This is a genomic window from Sphingomonas sp. M1A8_2b (assembly GCF_053345535.1).
This window is the reverse complement of record NZ_JBKFAH010000001.1, coordinates 798,715-816,311: the sequence shown is the minus strand read 5'-3', so window position 1 is coordinate 816,311 and position 17,597 is coordinate 798,715. Positions and strand designations below refer to the sequence as shown.

Here is a 17,597-nt window from a genome sequence, read left to right as displayed (position 1 = left end):
GCGCAGGGGCCACGCACTTCGGACCCAACATCCGCGCGAAAATCCGGACCGGGCAAGCGTAGCATTCGTGCGAAGGATCGCGTTCGTGCCGCTTTCCCGCTACCACGCGATCATGCCGCGCAACCGCTATTATCAGGGCCCGCCGAGCGACCATTTCGACGGTGTGCGGTTCTTCAATCCCGGGCAATCGCCGACCGATCGCGGTCTCGGCGACGTGCTTCGGTGGAAGCTGGCGGGGGGTGCGGCGCGGTGGCCGAGCTCGGTACCCGTCACCCCGGCCAAGCCATCGCCGCGGGTCGATGGCCTGCGGATCACGATGGTCGGGCACGCCTCGCTGCTGGTCCAGGTTGCCGGCCGCAACATCCTGACCGATCCGGTCTGGTCGGAGCGGGTCAGCCCGGTCTCGTTCGCCGGACCCAGGCGCGTCGCCGCGACGGGGATCGCGTTCGACGACCTGCCGCCGATCGACGTCGTGCTGCTCAGCCACTGCCATTACGACCATCTCGATATCGCGACGCTTCGGCGCATCCAGGCGGTCCACGCGCCGCTGATGGCGATGCCGCTCGGCAACGACACGATCGTCCGCGCCGCGATCCCTGATGCCAAGTGCGTCGTCGGCGACTGGTGGGACCGGCTGCCGATCGGCGACGGCATCGCGACGACGCTGACGCCCGCGAGCCACTGGGCGAACCGCTGGCCGAACGACGTGCGGATGGCGCTATGGGCGGGTCATCACCTCGCCACCCCCGCCGGCACGATCTGGTTCGTCGGCGATACCGCGTACGGCGATGGCGCGATCTTCCGCGAGGTGCGCGCGCGGCTGGGATCGCCCGACGTCGCGCTGATCCCGATCGGCGCGTACGAACCGCGCTGGTTCATGGCGGCGCAGCATGTCGATCCGGCCGAAGCGGTCGACATCTTCCGCGATGTGGGCGCGCGTCGTGCGCTCGGCATCCACTGGGGGACGTTCCAGCTCACCGACGAGGCGCGCGATGCGCCGCCGCGTGCGCTCGCGACGGCGTTGGCGGCATCCGACATTCCCCCGGACCGGTTCGTTGCCGCGGTGCCGGGGGGCGTGTACGACTTCTAGCGGACCGCAGCCAGGCGCGCCGACAACACGCGTTCGAACGCTGCGACCGGGCAAAGCTCGCCGCCGCATCCGGGGACCCGCAGCGGCGCGACGGTCATCGCATGGCCGCCCGATCGCAGCGCCTCGGGAGACTGCGTGCGGTAGGACACGCGGACGAACGCCCGCCCGCTCCGCGTCTCGCGGACGCGCTCGATCAGCAGCGCACCACCCGGCGGAACGTCGTTGGTCGCATAGCCCGCGGTGACGAGATCGACGTCGAGCGCCGCCGCGACCGCGGTAACGTTGGTGTCATGCCCCATCAGCACGTCAAGCTTGGGTCCGCGCTCGAGCGACTGGAGCACGCGCCTGCCGAGCAGAGCCGCCTGATGCGCCGCCATGTACGGCGGCCGCGTGAAGACGGCGAACAATGCGGCGTGCAGCGCGCCCAGCCGCTTCAGCCCGGCGGCATCGACACGCCCCCAACCGACATCGCGCGCGCGCAGACCCTCGACATATTGCAGCAGCAGGACCTGCGCGACGCCGGACGTGCCGCGGATTGGCCCCTCCAACGCGATGCCGTGCCCGTCGTCCTCGGCCGACACGCGCGGTGGCCCGCCCGGTACGCACCCGCTGCCACAGCCCAGCACGCGGTCGAGCTCGGCGATCTCGCGTGCGTGCCGCTGTACCAATGCGGTCATGCCACCGGTGGAGCGTTCGATACCGGCGATCGCCGCCTTCGCATCGAAGGCGGTCGCGTGCGCGCGCAAGGGCTCGAACATCGGATCGACCGTCCCTACCGGGCGATGCTCGACGGTGATCGCGCAACCTGGCGCGAAGCCCTTCGCGTAATCCACGCCACTGTCGATCGTTCGCTCCGAACTGTTGCTGGCGATCCGCACCGCTCCCGCCGTCGGACAGCCCTGCGTGTCGAGCAGGCCCTTCGCGGCGAGCCATTTGCGGTCCTCGCCCGCGACGATCTCGAGCGCGCGCGCCCCGTGCGGGGTGACCCGGCTTTCGGCGACGCTCCATTTCGGCCAGGGCGTCGCGGTGCGCGTCCCGTCCGGCACTTCACCCGACAGCGGCGCGCGGATGCCGTGGCGCATGACCAGCACCGCGCGCTCGGTGACGAAGGCCGGGCGCGTCGGCGATTGCGCCGTGCTGCCCGTGAGCGCGAACCCGGTGCCGAGCACCACGGCGAACAGTACCGAAAGCTTCATGTCAGGGCGCAACCTTGCACGGCGTGGTGACCAGCACCGGATTGCACCGCGCCATCGCGCCGCCGGGCAACGTCACCGCGAACTTCAGCCCCGCCGGATCGGGCGCGCCCGGATAATAATCGGTGCTGACCGCCTGCGCGCCGCTGTCCGCGGCCGCCTTCGCCTTGGCCAGGTCATGCGCCCGTGCCTCGACGGTGTTGGCGTCGGTCCGCGTCCGCACGATCACGCCCGCCTTGACCAGATCGCGAATCCGCGCGCCGTCGACCAGCGGATCCTGGACGATCTGGATCGCGCTCTCTGGCTCGCCGTCGGGATACCAGCCGAACATCGCCCGTCCGCGCAGCGAAGTATGGCCCACCCGGTACGCATTCGACACCGCGGGCCGCACGTCGAACAGGATGTAGATGCGCCCCCGCGCAGCCTCCAGCGTCGGCCAGCCCTTGTCGTGCACCGCGCCCGCCAGCGTCGCCGCATTCCCCCGGACCTCATCGGGCACGATCAGCCGCCGTCCCGGTATCGCCTGGCGGATCTCGCGATCGAGCGAGTCGAGCAAAGTCGCGTCGTCGAGCGGCAACGGCGCCGCCACCAACGGCGACTGCGGCGTATCGGCGGCGTTGATCGTGATCATGATCGGCAGATGCCGCGGATGCGCGCGCGACCACGCGGTCACCTCGCCAAGGCAGCGCTGCAGCGTCACGCAGGTCGAGATATAGTCGATGTCGGGAACGTGAAACGACTTGTAGCCCGGTCGCAGCATCGCCGCGCGGTCGAACGCGGTCTTCTCGCCCGCCGCTTTGGCGATCTGCTCGCCCTTCGGGTTCGCATATCGCCCGCCCTGGGGGTCGGCGAAGATGTCGATCTCGATCTGCCGCAAGCCGTGATCGAGCTGCGCCGACAGCGGCAGGTGATAATAATCGAGCGCCGCCGCGGTCTTCGGATCGCGCTGGCGCAGCGCGGCCATCACCGCCGCCGGGATCTGCGCCTTGAAGCTGTTGTGCGACCCGACGACCTGGATGTCGTTCATCCGCAGCGGTTTAGCGGTCTGCGCACCGACGCCGCTGGCGAGGACGAGAGCGGCGAGCATGGCATGACGGGCGCGCATCAGAACTGCGCCCGCACGCCGAACAGGATCGTTCGGCCCCAATAGTTGATCTCGCCGAAGCGGTTCTCGTCGTCGTTATAGGTGTAGAGATGCGCGCCAGACAGGTTGATCCCCTCCAGGCTGAACGTCACCGAGTCGTTGGCCTTGACCGAGATGTTACCGTCGAGCGACCCGAACGGCGCGGTGTAGACGGGCGCCTGCGTCGTGCTGCCGGTGCCCGACAGATAGCGGTCGCGCCAGACATAGGACAGCCGCGTTGACAGCGGGCCCTTGTCGTAGAACCCGACGATGTTGAAGCTGTTCTTCGACAGTCCGATCAGCTCGTCGCGGATCGGGCGCGCACCCGCGGTGTAGCTCGCCTTGACCGAGGTGTGCGTATACGAGGTCTGGACGCCGAAGCCGTCGAACGGCGCCGGCAGGAACGTGAAGACCTGATTGTACGCCGCTTCGACGCCGTACACCTTGGCATCGCCGCCATTCACCTGCGTCGACAGCAGCACGGAGCCGCGGCCGGGAATGTCGATGTTGACGTTCTGCTGCGTGATGTAATCGTCCATCGCCTTGTAGAACACCGCCCCCGTCAGCGACCCCGCACGGTTGAAATACCATTCGAGCGATCCGTCGAACTGCGTCGCCAGGAACGGCACCAGCTGCGGATTGCCGCCGCTCGCGGTCGGCGCATCGGTCGAGACGGTGATGCGCGGCGCGCTGTCGGTGACGTTGGGCCGGGTCAGCACGCGGCTGGCGGCGAGACGGCCGACCAGATCGTGCGTCAGTTCGGCGCGCAGGTTGAAGCTCGGCAGCCAGTTGTTGAACGTCTTGGGAAAGCTTGCCGGCGTCGCGACGTTGCCCGTCGTCAACGTGCCGCTCGCGACCTGATCGGTATGGACATAGCGGATGCCGATGTTGCCGGTGACCGGCACGCTTCCGGCATCGAATCCGTAATCGGCGCGCGCATAGGCGCCCAGCACCTTCTCGGTGACGACGAACGACGAGCGCAGATCCGCGGGGGTCAACGCCGACGCCTGCACCGCGGGGGTGAAGAATTTGTCGAGATAGGCCTGCGTCACCGGCACCAGGAAATTGCGCAGCGTGTTGCCGGGGACGCCTTTCAGGAAATCGTCGTACGGCAATTGCTCGTACGCGCCGGTGCCGAGGCTCGATAGCGGGGTGTTGGGCGCCGGATTGACGATGAAGTCGCGCCGCGCATAGTCGCGCTTGCGCCAGTGATACTCGCCGCCCGCCGCCAGCTTGGTGATGAAGCCGTCGAAATCATGCGCGAGATCGGCGCGCGTGAAGAAATCCCAGTCCTTGCTGTTCTTCGGCGCGATGTTGAACTGGTACAGCTGGTAGTTCGCCGGGTTGGTCGGATCGACCGTCGTGGTGAAGGTCGGGATCGCCTTGTAGCCGGCCGACGCATCATAGGTCAGCGGCGCGAAGAACATCGCCCGGCTGCGCACCGTGCCCTCGTCGTAGTTCGGGTGATAGCTGTGCGCGCTCGACCAGTTGACCGCACCCGATGCGTGCCAGGCATCGGAGTCCCAGGTCTGGCGCAGACCGATGTTGAGCAGGTCGTGGCGGTTGAGGCTGTATTCGCGCGACGCCATGAACCGCACGTCGTTGATCGTCGCGGCGATCACCGTATCGCCGTCGAGCTTCACGCTGGACGGCACGATGACGGGCCGGTGCCCCGACACGCTGGAATCATCGGGATACACGTCGAGACCGAACTCGTCATAGGCGACGTCGAGCCGGGTCGCGAGGACGTCGAACGTCGTCTCGAATTCCGCATTCGGCTTCCATTGCGCGGACAGCATGCCCGAGATCCGCTTGCGATCCTCGGTCTCGACCGTTGGCCGGGTCCGCGTCGGCGTATACAGCCCGGCGGGCAGCCCGCCCGAGGCGGCCGACGTGAACTTGTCCAGGTTCCAGCCGAAGTTGATGAAGCGATCGTTGCGGACCGACTTCGCCCAATATTGCGCGCCCGCGAGGATACCGAACGTGCCCGCCGAATTCGCGAAGCTGGTGATCAGCGTCGCGTTCGGCTTCACCTTGTCGGTCTGGCTCGTATACGTGCCGCGCAGATTGACCGTCGTCTTCGTGCCGACGTCGAGCGGGTGGAACGTCTTCACGTCGATATTGCCGCCCAGGGCGCCCTCGGTCATGTTCGCGGTCGGCGTCTTGACGACATCGATGCTCGACGTGAATTCGGCGGGCAGCATCTCGAAGCGGAACTGACGACCGTTCGCGCCGCCATTCTCGATCAGGTCGTTCAGCGCGACCGTGCTGCCGTTGAGCAACGTGCTCTGGAACTGCGGCCCGAGGCCACGGACGCTGACGTACAGCCCCTCGCCGCGCGGCCGGGTGATCGTCACACCCGGCACCAGCTGCAGCGCCTCGGCGACGTTCTGCGTCGGGAACTTGCCGATGTCGGTCGAGCTGATCGAATCCACGCCGTAATCGGCGCGGCGCTTGGTCTCGGTCGCCGCCTTCAGGCTGCGCGCATAGGTGCCGGTGACGACGATCTCGCCAGCGTCGTCGCTGCCCGCGGTCGTGCCCGTCTGCGGAGCGACCGCTGCCTGGTCCTGCGTTGTTGCAGGTGATGTTTGCGCCTGTGCCGTAGCGGCACCCGCGACCAGGATGAGCGAAACCGATGCCCGAAGCAGGCCTTTGAAACTACGCATTGAAAGACGTCCCCTGCGGCCAGTGTGCCACCACCGGCGCCACTAGGTTCGTTCGGGGTCAGTTTCGCGAAGGCTTTGCTACAGTCTCGTTACGCACGGCAATGTTTCGCCATATCGTACATCTTATCCGGTCGAACCGCTGCGTTGGTTTCGCAACGTTGGGCTAAGCTATGCATTGTCGTCGTCCCGCCGCTCCGTCATGCTGCCGCCAAAGGGGACGATCACATGGTCACGGTACGCATCGCAGTCTTGTTGCTGGCTGTCTCGACATCGGCGTCCGCGATCGCGCAATCCGATCCCCCGGTGCCGGCCAGCGGGTCTGCGCAAGGGGATGTGTCCGCGACGATCTACACGAACGATATCGCGCTCATCCAGGACATCCGGCGCCTCGATCTCCCGGCCGGTCGCACGCGCCAGTCGTTCCCCGACGTCAGCGCGACGATCCGCCCCGAAACGGTATCGCTGAGCGCGCCCGACACGGCCGTCGTCGAACAGAATTTCGACTACGACCTGCTGACCCCGTCGAGCCTGATGGAAAAGGCGGTCGGCGAGACGATCACGCTCGTTCGGACCAATCCCGCGACCGGTGCCGAAACGCGCGAACGGGCGAAGGTGCTCGCGGTCAACGGCGGTGTGGTGCTGCAGATCGCCGACCATATCGAAGTGCTGCGCGACGACGGCCTGCCGGTCCGCGCGATCTTCGACAAGATCCCGACGAATCTGCGCGCGCGGCCGACGCTGTCGGTGACGCTGGCGAGCACCCGCGCCGGGTCGCGGCTGGCGACGCTGTCGTACCTGACGCGCGGGCTCGGCTGGCAGGCGGACTATGTTACGCTGTTCGACGACAAGACGGGCACGATCGACGTGCAGGGATGGATCACGCTGCGCAACGCGACCGGCACCAGTTTCGACAGCGCCAAGACACTGCTCGTCGCGGGCGAGGTCGCCTCCGATGACGACAACCAGACCTTCCGCCCCAACCGCCGCCCTGCGCCGATGCGACGCGCAGGCACCGAAAGCGCGAACCGCGAACAGCTCGGCGATTTCTACCTCTATCCGCTCAAGGAGCGCACCACGATCGCCGACAAGCAGACCAAGCAGGTCAGCTTTCTCGACGTCAAAGGCGCGAAGGCCAGCGCGGGCTACGAATATCGCAACGCCTGGCTCGGCACGCAGACCGAACCGCAAAGCGCGGACAGCATGCTGCGGTTCGCCAATTCGGCGGCCGGCGGCCTCGGCGATGCGCTGCCCGCGGGGACGGTACGCGTCTATGTCCGCGATCAGCGCGGCCAGCCGCAATTCACCGGCGAGAACCGCATCGAGCATACCCCGCAAGGCTCGGATATCAGCCTGCGTACCGGCGACGCGTTCGACGTGAAGGTGCTGCCGGTCGTGGAAGCCCATACCAGGTTGTCCGAATATCACTGGCGCACGACGATGCGCTACACGCTCAGCAACGCGCGCGCGAAGCCGGTCGTGGTCGACCTGATCCAGGCCGGGCTCGACTGGTCGTGGACCGATACGCGCGTTCAGGCCGAGAGCCAGAAGAGCGAGCGCCAGAATGCGGACAGCGCCCTCTGGCATGTGATGGTGCCCGCCAACGGAACTGCGGTCGTTACGGCCAGCTTCGACACCCGCAACTGATGCGCGGTGTCGTCGCCCTGCTGGCGATGCTGGTCGGCGTTCCGGTCATGCCCTTCACGGCGCAAGCGGCCATACCGACCTCGAAGACCGTCGCCGCGTCGCCCCCGCGGCACGTCTCCGTCACGGTCTATCGCAACCCGCAGCGCGAGCGCGGTCAGGCACCCGACCTGCGGTATCTCGGCGGTTTCGCGGTGGTGACCGAGACCCGGACGATACGACTGCCGGCGGGCGAAGCGATCGTGACGTTCGCAGGGGTCGCGGGCGGGATCGTCCCCGCCAGCGCGATCGTCACCGGGCTGCCCGGCGGCACGGTCGAGAAGAACCGCGACGCGCGGCTGTTGTCGCCGGCCGCGCTGATCGACGGATCGCTCGGCCGCCACGTCACACTGACCCGCACCTCGCGCGCGACCGGCGCGGTGCGTAGCGAGGATGCGGTGATCGTCGCCGGGCCGGCGGGCGGGGTCGTCGTGCGGACCGCGCAGGGCGTCGAGGCTCTTGGCTGTTCGGGTCTGCCCGAGAGACCGGTGTACGCGAAGATTCCAGCGGGCCTGTCGGCGCAACCCGTGCTCAGCGTGACGACCCGCAGTCCTCGCGCGACGACCGCGACGGTCACCGTCTCGTATCTGGCGTCCGAATTCGACTGGGCGGCGAGCTATGTCGCGACGATCGCCGCCGATGGCGGCACGCTCGATCTGTTCGCGTGGATGACGCTCGCCAACGGCAATGCGGAGAGCTTCGCGAACGCCGATGTCCAGGTCGTCGCGGGTCGGCTCGAACGCCGCGAGATCCGCGCCTACCGCGCCGCCGTCGCGCGTCTCCGGCTCGACTGCTATCCGCTCGGAACCACGACGTCGGATCTCCAGACCTTAGGCGCCCCCGAGCGCGACGAGATCGTCGTGACCGGGTCGCTGATGGGAGCGCCGGTGATGATGATGGCCCCGCCAGCACCTCCGCCTCCGCCGCCGCCGCCGCCACCCCCGCCGGAAGACCTTGGCGATCTGAAACTCTACCGCGTGCCGGAGCCCGTCACGGTCGCCGCGAACCAGATGAAACAGGTCGCCTTGCTGAGCAAAACCCACGTCCCGTTCGAGCGGCGCTATCGCAGCCAGGTGCAGCCAGGCCAGACGATCGCGGAGACGCCGGTCCGGATCGAACTGCGCATGCACAACGAAACGCGCGCCGGGCTCGGCCTGCCCCTCCCCGCCGGCTCGACCGCGTTGTACGTCGAGCGTGACGGCGCGCGCAGGCTGATCGGCCTCGGTCGCGCTGCCGATACCCCCACCGGCCAGCGCTTCACGCTAGCGGCAGGCACGAGCCCGGGGGTCCTGGTGCGCCAGGTCGGTGACCGCACGGGCCACGCCGTCGTCACGCTGAGCAACGCCAATCCGTTCCCCGTTGCGGTTGAGATCGGGATCGGCGGTGCCGGGCAGAAGGCGTTCGCAGCGCCGACCGCCGCACTCCGCCGCGTCGACGGTGTCCAGACGTGGACATCGACCGTGCCGTCGAACGGAACCGCGACCTTAGGCTATGGCTATTGAGGCGTCCTTACGGCCCGCCGCGCGCCAACGCCGATAGCCGACCACCGCCAGCACGATCATCGCCGCATAAAGCCCCGCAGTCGGCAGCAACCCCTTGAACACGAACATCCCAACATAGAGGCTGTCGACCGCGATCCACAGCAGCCAGCTGGCGGCGTGGCGGCGTGCGGTCCAATATTGCGCGACCAGACTGAAGCTGGTCAGACCCGAGTCCATCCACGGGAGCGCCGCATCGGTATAGCGGCTCGTGAACCAGCCGATCGCGATCGCACCGACCGCGCCAGCCGCCAGCCCCGCGGCCAATCGCCCTGGACGTAGCGGCGCGACGACGACTTCGCCCGCATCGTCCTGACCCTTCGTCCAGGCGATCCAGCCATAGACGATGGCCAGGCCGAACAGCGCCTGGAGCACCATGTCGGCATACAGCCGGACGTCGAGGAACAGTTTGAAATACAGCGCGCAGGCGACCAGGCTGACCGGCCAGCATAGCATCCGGCGTGTCGCGGTCAGCCAGATGCCCGCGAAGCTGACCACGACCGCGACGATCTCGAGCACCGTCATCGATCGTTCGCCGCGACGTCGATGGCCCGCAGGAAGTCCTGCCCCGCAGCCGAGCGAAACCACTCGGCATGGCCGATCAGATAGCCGTCCCACGCCAGCGCGGCGGAGGCAGGATCGGCGACGACGCTCGTGAAGTAGTCGATCTCCGACAACGCGAACTCGAGATGGACCAGCGGCACGAGGCGCAGAATCGCGGTCAGGTCGGCACGGCTCAGCGGCGCGATCGTGGCATAGCCCGCCAGCAGCGCGCGCGCCGCTGCCGGATCGCCAATCGCGTTATCCACGCCTTGCCCTAGGTCGAGCCAGCGGATCGCGGTACGTTCGATCGCGGTCGCGATATCGTGGACCGCACAGGTCCGGTCGGCGAGTCCGAAATCGAAAATCGTCGCCACGCTGTCGTCTTCCGCCCAGAGCAGGTTGGACGGATGCCAGTCGTTGTGCGTCCACAACGGCGCCTGCTCGGCCAACAGGGTCGACAGCCCCTCACCCAAGGTCGCGAACAACGGTGCGAGTTGCCGCCGCCAATCCCGATCCGCCAGAAATGCCGCCATCACGGGACGCGCCGCGACATAGTCTTCGGTCGCCGCCATTGGATCGCGCGCCGGGATGATCGTGAAGCTGGCGACGAGCGGTTGCCGACGCCGCGCCGGCGCCTCGAAGCCACGCGCCGCCCGGTGCAATGTCGCGAGCGCGACGCCGGCGGCATGCGCATGGTCGAGCGACAGGAACGGCGTCCACGACATCCGGTCGCGGTACAGATCCGCCCCCGGCGCAGTGCGATGCAGTTCGTACCGCCAATCGCCGACCGCGACCGCAGTCGCCCCGTCGATGGTGCGCACGAGGTCCGGCACCGATACGCCGTTGGCCGCCAGATGCGCGATGAACGCATGCTCCTCGGCCAGCCCGTCGAGCGAGCGCAGACGATAATCGTGCCGTTTCAGGAAAAATACACCGCGCGTCGTCTGCACCAGCGCGGCGGCGGAAAACGGTCGCGGGGAGTGCCAGCGCAAGTCCGTCAGCGCGCCTACGCTCGGGAACAGCGCGAGCGCCTTTTCCGCGTCGTCAGCGGTGATCGCGGGCCAGGTCGGCACCTCCCACTCCGTGCCCATCCCGTGGACGAGATGGCCTGCGGGCGAAGCGAGCGACGTCATCTCAGAACGCACGCGACACCGTCGCCATCACCGCCCTGCCGCTGCCAATATAATAGGCGGGCGCGGTGCCCGCGATCACCGTGCCGTTGCGGCCGATCGAGTCCTGCGCGTTGGTGGTGACCGCCTGCACGCCGGCCAGGACATGCGGATCGGTGACGTTGATCGCATTGACGCGCAAATCGGTGCGCTTGCCGTCGAGCCACTCGGCCAGATGCACACCGACCGACAGGTCGAGCGTCGCATAGCCCTTGATGCGCTCGTCGTTGACGAAGGTCGCATATTGCCGCCCGAGATATTTCGACGCGACGCTGCCGAAGAACCGGCCGTCGTCATACGTCCCGCCCGCGCCGAACTGGACGGTCGGGCTCGACACCGCATGCTTGCCGCGCGTCGCGAGAAAGTCCCCGCCGACCGGCAGATCGTCGTCGATCCGCGCGTGCAGATATTCCCCCGAGAGATACAGGCTGACGCCCGCGACCGGCCGGTAATCGACCTCCGCATCGACCCCGTACGAGGTCTGCCCGCCGGCGTTGAGCGTCCCGCTGATCAGCGCACCGCCCTGGTCGATGACGGTCGCCAACTGGCGGTTGCGGAACTTGTAGTGGAAGCCGGTAACCGACGCCGAGAGCTGTTCGCCGATGAAGCGATAGCCGAGCTCCTGCGAGATCGAATATTCGTTCTCCAGCGCGGTCGTGCCCTGCGTCGCGACGACCCCGCCGAAATAGCTGTTGTAGAGCGTGAACTCGTTGGGCGTGCGGAAATTGGTGGTGATGTTGGCGAACACCTGCTGGCGATCGTCGAGCCGGTAATGAACCGCGGCGCGCGGCAGCGCCGCGAAGCTGTCGAGCCGCACGTCGGTCTGCGGCCCCGGCAGGTAATTGCGGCCGTTGCGCAGCACGTCGACGCCCTTGAACCCCGCGTCGATCGTCAGCCGCGGCGTCAGCGCGATGCTGTCGGCGACGAAGAACCCCTTCGTGACGGTGACGGTCCGCTGGTTCTCATAGGCGAGCAGGCGACCGTCGGCGGTGCGGATCGCCTTCGCGCGATACCCCCAACGATCGGTCGGCTGCCCGTCCGCATCGATCGACGTGTACGACTGCGTGACGCGGTCGGTGCCGTAATCGAACCAGAGCCCGGCGGTAAGCGTGTGCACGCCGGTCTTCAGCGTCAGCTTGCTGACGTTGCCGGTCCGCATCTGGTCGCCGGTATAATTGCCGAGCACGGTCGCCACGCCGTCGACCGCACCGGGCAGCGCGATCGGCTGGGCCAGCTCTTCGGTGCCGAGAAAATTGCCGGTGGTGGCGAGCTGCGTGCCATAGGGCGAGTTGCCATAGCCGAACTGGAGATAGCTCGTGGTGTCCAGCGCGAGCCGGTCGGTCAGCACCAGATGCACCGGCGCCGCGGCATAGAGGTTGCGGAACGGCGCGCGGTACAGCCGCCAATAGTTGGTGTTCCCCGCAGTATAGCGCTTGTCGTAGTTGAAGCCGCGCCCCTGCGCGTTCCACTCCGCCAGCGTCGGGCTCGGGTAGCTCGACGAGTCCGCATCGTTATACGACAGCGCGAGGCTGGCGCGGTTGCCGGCGCCCCATTCCTCGAGCAGCTTCGCGTCGATATGCTGGCGCGTGTCGTAGCCCGCGCCGCGCCAATTGTCCGCGCGGGTGTTCGAATAGGACAGGAACGCCTTTAGTCCGGTGTTGCCGATCGTGCCGGTGTCGACGCGCACGAACGCACGCCGCGCCGCGTAGCTGCCGAGCGACAGGTCGACCAGCCCGCCGGGACGCGCCTTGGGATCGTCGAGCGCCAGCGACAACAGCCCGCCGGCACCGCCCAGCGTCGGCGAATCGATATCGACCGCGCCTTGTGCCAGCGTGATCCGCCGCAGATTCTCGGGGTCGGCGAACTGCGACGGATAGGCATAATAATAACCGATGTCGTTCTGCGGCGCGCCTTCCATCAGCACGCCGATCTCGTCCTGCCCGAGCCCGCGGACGGTGAGGCTCGAACTGGTCGAGAGGCCGTACGGATCGCTCGACGCGACGTTCGCGCCGGGCAGCAGCGTCACCAGCTGGAACGCGTTGAGCGTCGGCGCCTGCTTGACGATGAAGTCGGCGGAAATCGCGCTCTGCGCCTTCGGCGTGCGCTGGTCGGGCAGCAGCCCAGCCGGATCGGGCGTGCCGACGACGCGGATCTCCGCGGGTTCGGCCGGATCGGGGGCGATTTGCGTGAACGCAGGCGCAGAGACCATCGTCACTGACAGGCTCAACGCGACGCGGCCCGACCGGACACGCGATCGCCAGGACGGCGAGGCGGAGTTCAAAAACGGAAAACCAGTACCGAAAACGCTCACGTCCACTCCAATCGGAGGGACGACGGGCCAGCCGCGGACCCTCCCTACGCCGGTATAAGCCGGATCAGGTTCAGCGGGTCATGGGCTGCTGCCCACCTCTCAGCCGCGCGTCAGCGGCCCCCCGGGGATAGCCTCGCTTAGTCCGTCGATGCGCAGGTGGAAAGCGCTATCGCCCTATCGGGGCGCGGCCTGTCCCGCATCGCTCTTCCGTCGCCCATAGGCCGCGTACAGCGCGAGCCCGATGCCGTTCCAGATCACGAACCGGACGAGCGTCGAGGTCGGCAGGCTCGCGAGCAGATACAGGCAGCCGAGCACGGTCACGGTGCCGACGACATAGGCCGCCGGGCAACGGAACAGCCGCGGCAGATGCGGCGCGGTCCGGCGCAGCACCATCAGGCACACACCGACCGAGATGAACGCGATCAGCGTCCCCGCATTGGCGAGTTCGGCGATCTCGTCGAGCCGGAAGAACCCCGCGACCGCGGCGATCGACAGGCCCGTCAGCAGCGTGATCAACGTCGGCGATCCGGTTCGCTTGCTGACCTTGGCGAGACCGCGCGGGAGCAACCCGTCACGCGCCATCACGAAGAAGATCCGGCTCTGCCCGTACATCATCACCAGGATCACCGACGGCAGCGCGATCACTGCGGCCAGCGCGATCAGCTGCGCGGCGAACGGCTGGCTTAACTGGCGCAGCACCAGCGCGAGCGGTTCGGGCGAATTGGCGAGCTGCGTGAACGGCAGCGCGCCGATCGCGCTGACCGCGACGGCCATGTAGATCACCGTGCAGACCAGCATCGAGCCGACGATGCCGATCGTCAGGTCGCGCTTGGGGTTCTTGGTCTCCTCCGCCGAGGTCGCGACCGCGTCGAAGCCGTAGAAGGCGAAGAACACGATCGCCGCCGCCGCCATCACGCCCCTCTTGTGCCCGCCGATCTCGGTCGAGCCGAAGCCGTAGGGCATGAACGGGTGAAGGTTGTCGGCCTTGAACGCGGGCGCCGCGTAGACGACGAAGATCGTCAGCGCGACCAGCTTGATCAGCACGAGGACGATGTTCAGCGTCGCGCTCTGCCGCGTGCCGAGGATCAGCATCCCCATCACCGCCAGCGACACCAGCACGGCGGGCATGTTGACGATCCCGCCGCCATGCGGACCGACCAGCAGCGCATGCGGCAGATGAATCCCCGCCGCCTCGATCCAGCCGACCAGATAGCCCGACCAGCCGACCGCAACGGTCGAGCACGCCAGCGAATATTCGAGGATCAGGCTCCAGCCGACCACCCAGGCGACGGTCTCGCCGAGTGCTGTATAGCTGAACGTATAGGCGCTCCCCGCGGCCGGGATCAGCGTCGCGAGCTCGGTATAGGCGAGGGCCGCGCACGCACAGATCACCCCGCAGATCACGAAGGCGAGAATGACGCCCGGCCCGGCGCGCTCCGCCCCGACGCCGACCAAAGTATAGATCCCGGTGCCGACGATCGCCCCCACCCCGAGCGCGATCAGATGCGGCCAGCTCAGCGTCTTGGCGAGGCTGTGTTCGCGGTTATGGGCAGACGATTCGAACGATTTACGCGGTCCAAACATGCCCATCCCCGGTTGTGATCTCTAGTCGCGCGCTGTGTCGAACTGCGCGCGCAGATCGGTCAGCGTCGATTGAATATGACTGGTCAGCAGCACCAGCATGCGATCGTCGTCGCGCGCGAGCCATGCGTCGAGCAACTGGCGATGCTCGAGATGCGCACGATCCTCGCGCCCCGCCGGTCGCAGATGCGCGACGACGTAACGCTCGGCGAGGATCGCCAGCCGCTCGACCATCTGCGTGGTGAGCAGGCGGCGGCCCGGCCGGACCAGTGCGGTGTGGAACACGCGGTTGCGGATCGCGACCTCGGCCAGCCGCTCGCTCGCCGCGCTGTCGAGTTCCTCGAACGCCAGGATCGCGGCGTTGCGGTCGTCGTCGTTGGCGACGGTCGACGCGTAGGCGGCCGCCTGCGGTTCGATCGCAAGCCGCAATGCGAAGATGTCGTCGGCCTCGTCCGCCGACATCGGTTGCACCGAATAGCCCCGGTTTGCGTGGCTGGTCAGCAAACCTTCCTGCTCCAGCCGCGCCAATGCCTCGCGGAGAGGGATCTTGCTGACGCCGAGTTCAGTTGCCAGCGCATCCTGGCGGATCGCAGTATGGCCGGCGAGTTTGCCGGTGACGATCTGTTCGCGGACGATCTCGAACACTTGCTCGGACAGCGTGCGGACGACGATACTCATTGTTGGAAGGCTCCGGAAACGGGAATACCGGACCTGCATAGCCGGTAATTCACGAAACTTGGAAACCTTCCCAGAAACTATCCGCGCGATCGATCCAGATCGTGTTGAATCCGGTCGCGATCGCCGATCCTTCGATCGACGGAATGATCGCCGGGGTCTCGCCCAGCATCGTCTCCGCCTCGACGCGCCCGACGAAACGGCTGCCGATATAGCTTTCGTGAACGAACCGGTCTCCAACCGACAGACGCCGCTTGTCGGCGAGATGCGCGAGCCGGGCGGAGGTGCCGGTGCCGCATGGACTGCGGTCGATCGCCTTGTCGCCGTAGAATACCGCGTTGCGCCCGTCCGCCGCCCCAGGGTCGGAGGCGCCGCGCGGCACGTCCGCCCACAGCACATGACTGACGCCACGGATCGTCGGGTCGAGGGGATGGACCGGCTCGAACTGTGCCCGCACCGCCTCGCGAACGCGGCCGCTGAGCGCGATAATCTCCGCCGCGCCTAAGTCGTCGAGCCCGGTATACCGCCCCTGCGGCTCGACGATCGCGTAGTAATTGCCGCCATAGGCGACGTCGATGCTCAGCGGGCCGATCCCGTCGACGTCCACCTCGATTCCGCGGGCCGCGACATACGCCGGCACGTTGGTGATCCGCACCGAGGTTACCTTTGCACCCTCAGTCTCGTAAGCCACATCGATCACGCCCGCCGGCACCTCGATCCGCAACCGCCCCGGGACGGCGGGCTGGATCAGGCCGTGCTCAAGCCCGAACGTCACCATCCCGATCGTGCCGTGCCCGCACATCGGCAGGCACCCGCTCGTCTCGATGAACAGGATGCCGATGTCGCTGTCGTCGCGCGTCGGCGGATAGAGGAACCCGCCCGACATCATGTCGTGCCCGCGCGGTTCGAAGCAGAGCCCGGTGCGGATCCAGTCGAACCGGTTTAGGAAATCCTGCCGCCGCTCCGACATCGACGCGCCCTTGAGCAACGGCGCCCCGCCCGCGACGAGGCGGACGGGGTTTCCGGCGGTGTGGCCGTCGATGCAGAAGAAGGTGTGGCGCATCAGGCCGTCGCGAGGATCGGTGCGGCCGGCGAGAGCGTCGGGCGCGTCGCCGCGGCGTGCTCGACCATCGCGATCACCTCGGCACGGCGTTCGCCGATCAGCGGATAGCGCGGCGGCAGGACGCGCTCGGAACCGCGCCCCATGACCTGCTCGGCGAGCTTGATCGACTGGACCAGGTCATGCTCGGCATCGAGATGAAGCAGCGGCATGAACCAGCGATAGATCTCCATCGCCTTGGCATGATCGCCGCGCGCGAACGCGTTGACCAGCTCGACCGATTCCCGCGGGAATGCGTTGGTAAGTCCGGAGACCCAGCCCTGCGCGCCCAGATACAGCCCCTCGAGTGCGACGTCGTCGAGCCCGGCGAACAGCACGTAGCGGTCGCCGAACGCGGTCTTCACGTCGGTGAAACGCCGCGTGTCGGGCGCCGATTCCTTGACCGCGACGATGTTCGTCACGTCGACCAGCGCCGCGAGCACCTCGTTGTCGATCAACGTCCGGTACGCAGGCGGGTTGTTATAGAGCATGATCGGCAGACCGACCTGCTCCGCCACGCCCTTGAAATGCGCCACCAGTTCATGCGGCTTCGGCACATAGACCATCGGCGGCAACAGCATCAGGCCGTCCGCGCCGGCCTTCTCCGCCGCCTGCGCATAGCGCACCGCGCGGCGCGTATCATATTCGGAGACGCCGGTGATGACCGGCACGCGGCCGTCGACCGCCTCGACGATCGCGGTCAGCACCTCGACCTTTTCGTCATAGTCGAACGAGTTGTTCTCGCCGACCGTGCCGAGCGCGATTACCCCGGTCACACCGTCGCGGATGAGATCGTCGACGACCCGTTGCGTATCGGCGAGATCGACGGTCATGTCCTCGCGGATCTGAGTCGTTACGGCCGGAAATACACCCTTCCACTCGACAGACATTCTGTATCGACCTTCCTGCGTTTCAATATATATACCGTA

13 protein-coding genes and 1 riboswitch are annotated in these 17,597 nt (G+C 67.3%); of the genes, 3 read left to right on the top strand and 10 right to left on the bottom strand.

From position 1 onward, the window contains the following. Positions 1–112 precede the first annotated feature (112 nt). Positions 113–1,090: an MBL fold metallo-hydrolase gene (locus ACLBWL_RS03840; protein WP_447791987.1), complete on the top strand. Its 978-nt coding sequence runs from the start codon at positions 113–115 to the stop codon at positions 1,088–1,090. On the opposite strand, the gene ACLBWL_RS03835 is transcribed toward ACLBWL_RS03840, so the two are convergent. Genes ACLBWL_RS03835 through ACLBWL_RS03825 form a run of 3 tightly spaced genes read right to left on the bottom strand, consistent with a single transcriptional unit; the run spans position 1,087 to position 6,072 of the window. Then, positions 1,087–2,286 (bottom strand): histidine-type phosphatase, encoded by a 1,200-nt coding sequence (locus ACLBWL_RS03835; protein ID WP_447790374.1) that lies wholly within the window; start codon positions 2,284–2,286, stop codon positions 1,087–1,089. The genes ACLBWL_RS03840 and ACLBWL_RS03835 overlap by 4 nt on opposite strands. A gap of 1 nt (position 2,287) precedes the next feature. After that, positions 2,288–3,388, bottom strand: a complete 1,101-nt coding sequence (locus tag ACLBWL_RS03830; RefSeq protein ID WP_447790372.1) for a Ca2+-dependent phosphoinositide-specific phospholipase C — start codon at positions 3,386–3,388, stop codon at positions 2,288–2,290. Then, entirely contained in the window at positions 3,388–6,072 is a 2,685-nt protein-coding gene (locus tag ACLBWL_RS03825) for a TonB-dependent receptor (protein ID WP_447790370.1), read from the bottom strand. The genes ACLBWL_RS03830 and ACLBWL_RS03825 overlap by 1 nt, the downstream gene beginning before the upstream one ends. 225 nt (positions 6,073–6,297) lie before the next feature. Here ACLBWL_RS03825 and ACLBWL_RS03820 point away from each other — a divergent pair, with 225 nt between their 5' ends. Further along, positions 6,298–7,716 carry a DUF4139 domain-containing protein gene (locus tag ACLBWL_RS03820; protein ID WP_447790368.1) on the top strand — a complete coding sequence of 473 codons (1,419 nt, stop codon included), beginning with the start codon at positions 6,298–6,300 and terminating at the stop codon, positions 7,714–7,716. Next, complete coding sequence (locus ACLBWL_RS03815; RefSeq protein WP_447790366.1) at positions 7,716–9,254, top strand: DUF4139 domain-containing protein; 1,539 nt, start codon at positions 7,716–7,718, stop codon at positions 9,252–9,254. The genes ACLBWL_RS03820 and ACLBWL_RS03815 overlap by 1 nt, the downstream gene beginning before the upstream one ends. Here ACLBWL_RS03815 and pnuC read toward each other — a convergent pair. From pnuC to ACLBWL_RS03780, 7 genes are all read right to left on the bottom strand, one after another. Then, positions 9,237–9,815: a nicotinamide riboside transporter PnuC gene (gene pnuC / locus ACLBWL_RS03810; RefSeq protein ID WP_447790365.1), complete on the bottom strand. Its 579-nt coding sequence runs from the start codon at positions 9,813–9,815 to the stop codon at positions 9,237–9,239. The genes ACLBWL_RS03815 and pnuC overlap by 18 nt on opposite strands. Continuing rightward, the gene (locus tag ACLBWL_RS03805) at positions 9,812–10,966 is read right to left on the bottom strand and encodes a phosphotransferase enzyme family protein (RefSeq protein WP_447791985.1); all 1,155 of its coding nucleotides are present in this window, start codon (positions 10,964–10,966) and stop codon (positions 9,812–9,814) included. The genes pnuC and ACLBWL_RS03805 overlap by 4 nt, the downstream gene beginning before the upstream one ends. A gap of 1 nt (position 10,967) precedes the next feature. After that, the gene (locus ACLBWL_RS03800; protein ID WP_447791983.1) at positions 10,968–13,211 is read right to left on the bottom strand and encodes a TonB-dependent receptor; all 2,244 of its coding nucleotides are present in this window, start codon (positions 13,209–13,211) and stop codon (positions 10,968–10,970) included. A gap of 126 nt (positions 13,212–13,337) precedes the next feature. Further along, positions 13,338–13,447, bottom strand: a riboswitch (TPP riboswitch). 40 nt (positions 13,448–13,487) lie between these two features. Continuing rightward, a complete protein-coding gene (locus ACLBWL_RS03795) occupies positions 13,488–14,903 on the bottom strand; it encodes an amino acid permease (RefSeq protein ID WP_447790363.1) in 1,416 nt (471 codons plus the stop codon). 15 nt (positions 14,904–14,918) lie between these two features. Next, positions 14,919–15,572, bottom strand: a complete 654-nt coding sequence (locus ACLBWL_RS03790; protein WP_447790361.1) for a GntR family transcriptional regulator — start codon at positions 15,570–15,572, stop codon at positions 14,919–14,921. A 49-nt stretch (positions 15,573–15,621) separates the two neighbouring features. Continuing rightward, entirely contained in the window at positions 15,622–16,632 is a 1,011-nt protein-coding gene (locus tag ACLBWL_RS03785) for a 4-hydroxyproline epimerase (protein WP_447790359.1), read from the bottom strand. Then, the gene (locus ACLBWL_RS03780; RefSeq protein WP_447790357.1) at positions 16,632–17,558 is read right to left on the bottom strand and encodes a dihydrodipicolinate synthase family protein; all 927 of its coding nucleotides are present in this window, start codon (positions 17,556–17,558) and stop codon (positions 16,632–16,634) included. Before ACLBWL_RS03780 ends, ACLBWL_RS03785 begins: the two co-directional genes overlap by 1 nt. Positions 17,559–17,597 lie beyond the last annotated feature (39 nt).